Consider the following 2,835-nt stretch of genomic DNA (forward strand, 5'->3'; position numbering starts at 1 on the left):
TCCCTATCAGGTGATGACCCACAAATACATATTGCCGCTGGTGGAGATCAGCGACTGCGTGCCGCTGCTGGTGCCGACCTGCTGTGGCACAGAGGATCTGGAGCAGTATCTGGATCTGGCGAATGGCGTCTATCTGAGTGGCGCCGGTTCCAACATAGATCCCGCCCTCTACGGCCAGGAGAACCTGACCCCGGAGAAACAGCAGGACAGAGACAGGGATCTGTTCGACATCCCGCTGGTGCGCGCTGCCCTCGATCGCGGCCTGCCGATCCTGGGGATCTGCCGCGGCATGCAAGAGCTCAACGTGGCCCTTGGCGGCGACATTCATCAGCAGGTCTACAAGGAGCCGGGTTATGACGATCACAGGGAAGATTCGGACGATCCGGTCGACGAACAGTACGGAGAGAGTCATCAGGTCAAGCTGGTACCCGGCAGCTGGTTTGCCGCACTGATGGGGCAGCCGTCGATCCCGGTCAATTCACTGCATGGGCAGGGGATCAAGACTCTGGCCAAGGGGCTTGAGCCGCTGGCCCACGCCGAGGATGGGTTGATCGAGGCGCTCCATGCCCCCACCCTCGCCTCCTTCCTGCTGGCGGTGCAGTGGCACCCGGAGTGGAAGGCGAGTGAGAATCCCCACTCCATCAAGATTTTCGAGGCCTTCGGCGAGGCCTGCAGGGCCCACGCCAATGGCTGACTAGTCGCCAAACCCTCGCGCCTTGAGCTTGGGCAACCCACCCCGCTCGGGGCGCAGGGTGCGGCATATCTCCATTCCCTTGAGCCCACGCTGGATGTGATCCGGCGTGTGGCCGAACACCATGCCGTTGCTGCGATAGAGAGCGTTGGCATCCAGCTCGAACAACTCGCCCCCGATGAGCAGCTGCTCGCGGCCATTGATCGTCTTGCCCCGCTTGAGCGGCAGCGTCATGTCGGTCAGCACCTCACCGGTGGCACAGCCCTCGCGCCAGCGGGCCTCGTCGGAGAAGGGGGTAATGGCGATCTCGCGCCAGGAGCCATCGCGAAACTCGACCCGATACTTGTCGGCCAGCTGATCGCAGCCCACCAGCAACCAGGCTCCCGCGATCCAGACCATCTTGTTCAACTTGCGCACACTCGCCACTCCCTTGTCACATGGGCGCCAAGCATAAATAAATTGCCCTCACCCCGCACCCATTTACCGGTTTGAAAGCAACTATGCTGGAAATAACCAATGATAAGGGGCTGTTATGTTGAGTGATCACCTCATTGCGCTACCTACCCTGCTGTGGATTGGTGAGCACCCGTTCTGGACCCTGCTGACCCTGCTTTTACTCGTGACCCATGTTTGGCGCTCCCCTGGCCGGCGGAGGGAACTGATCTCCGAGCTCAGCTTTGTCATGCTGAGCATTGGCACTATCCTGTTGATCCAGTTCGAGGGCGGCTGGTTTCGCCTGCCCCTGCCCCACCACTGGCTGGTGGAGATCTCCAGCCTGCTGGCCGGCCTGGTGCTGGTGAAGGTGTGGGGGATACTGCTGTTCCAGTTTCTGCTACCCCTGTGCCAGATCCGTATCCCGCGCATCATAGCCGACATCGTCATCACGGTCGGCTATATCGGCTGGTGCCTGTTCCGACTCTACGCCTCCGGCATGGCGCTCGGCGAGATAGTCACCACCTCGGCCATCATCACGGCTGTCATCGCCTTCTCCATGCAGGACACCCTGGGCAATCTGCTGGCCGGTGTCTCCATCCAGCTCGATAACTCCATCGCCATCGGCGACTGGCTGCAGGTCGACACCACCCAGGGCCGGGTGGTAGAAATCAACTGGCGTGCCACCACCATAGAGACCCGCAACTGGGAGACAGTGGTGATCCCCAACAGCCACCTGCTCAAGCAGCGCTTCACCGTGCTGGGACGGCGGCAAAGCGCCCCCCTGCAGTGGCGGCGCTGGGTCTGGTTCGACATCACCCTGGACACGCTGCCAACCCAGATCATATCGCTGGTGGAGCACTCCCTGCGGGAGACCCGCATCCGCCACGTCTCTGCCAGTCCGAGGCCCGACTGCCTGCTCATGAATGTGGAGAACGGCGTCGCCCGCTATGCAGTGCGCTACTGGCTCACCGATCTGGCGGTGGACGATCCTACCGACTCGGCGGTGCGCACCCTGATCGATGCCGCCCTGCGCCGCAACGATCGCCGCCTCACGCCGCCCATCTTCAACATCTTCATGACCACGGATCAGGATCACAAGGAGCAGCGCCACAAGCGCCATACCGCCGAGCGCACGGCCACCCTGCGCCGCCTGCCACTGTTCGACATGCTGCAGGAGGAAGAGCTGCTGCAACTGGCGGATCAGGTCAAGTTCGCTCCCTTCGTCAACGGCGATCGCATGCTCACCCAGGGCGAGATCTCGGGCTGGCTGTTCGTGCTGGTGAAGGGGGATGCGGAGATGCTGGTCGAGGTGGAAGGGCGTGAGCTGCGGCTCGGCACCCTCAGCGCCGGCGACTTCTTCGGCGAGCTGAGCCTGCTCACCGGTGAACCCAGCCCGTTCACGGTGCGGGCGCTCGGCACCGTCGAGACCTATCGCATCAATCAGGCCATGTTCCAGGAGCTGGTCATGCAGCGCGAGTCGCTGGTCGAACCGCTCTACCGGGTGCTGAGCGCCAGACAGCAGGAGCAGCAAGCCCTGCTGGCACGGGAGGCGGAATCCCTGAGGCAGGTAGCACCGCCGCGAGATCTGCTGGATAAACTGAAGGCGCTGTTTGGCGGCCGATGACGTAGCATGAGGCCTGAACTTTAGACAAGAGAGCGACTCCATGCTGCTGACCGCACTGGCCCTGAGTGCCACCCTGCAATTTGAC

Annotated in this window: 3 protein-coding genes; 2 read left to right on the forward strand and 1 reads right to left on the reverse strand. The window is 62.4% G+C overall.

The window, feature by feature from the left end; genetic code table 11:
* A partial coding sequence (locus tag AAC083_RS02735; protein ID WP_108537965.1) for a gamma-glutamyl-gamma-aminobutyrate hydrolase family protein occupies positions 1-694 on the forward strand: 694 nt, incomplete at its 5' end.
* On the opposite strand, the gene AAC083_RS02740 is transcribed toward AAC083_RS02735, so the two are convergent.
* Entirely contained in the window at positions 695-1,108 is a 414-nt protein-coding gene (locus AAC083_RS02740) for a hypothetical protein (protein ID WP_108537966.1), read from the reverse strand.
* 115 nt (positions 1,109-1,223) lie between these two features.
* Here AAC083_RS02740 and AAC083_RS02745 point away from each other — a divergent pair, with 115 nt between their 5' ends.
* Positions 1,224-2,750, forward strand: a complete 1,527-nt coding sequence (locus AAC083_RS02745) for a mechanosensitive ion channel family protein (protein WP_219927938.1) — start codon at positions 1,224-1,226, stop codon at positions 2,748-2,750.
* The last annotated feature ends 85 nt before the right edge of the window (positions 2,751-2,835 follow it).

This window comes from Aeromonas sp. HMWF014 (assembly GCF_963878295.1).
In the GTDB taxonomy this organism is placed as follows: Bacteria; Pseudomonadota; Gammaproteobacteria; order Enterobacterales; family Aeromonadaceae; genus Aeromonas; species Aeromonas popoffii.

Coding starts and splice junctions, on each gene's coding strand:
- AAC083_RS02745 (WP_219927938.1), top strand. CDS start 1,224: ATGTTGAGTGATCACCTCATTGCGCTACCTACCCTGCTGTGGATTGGT.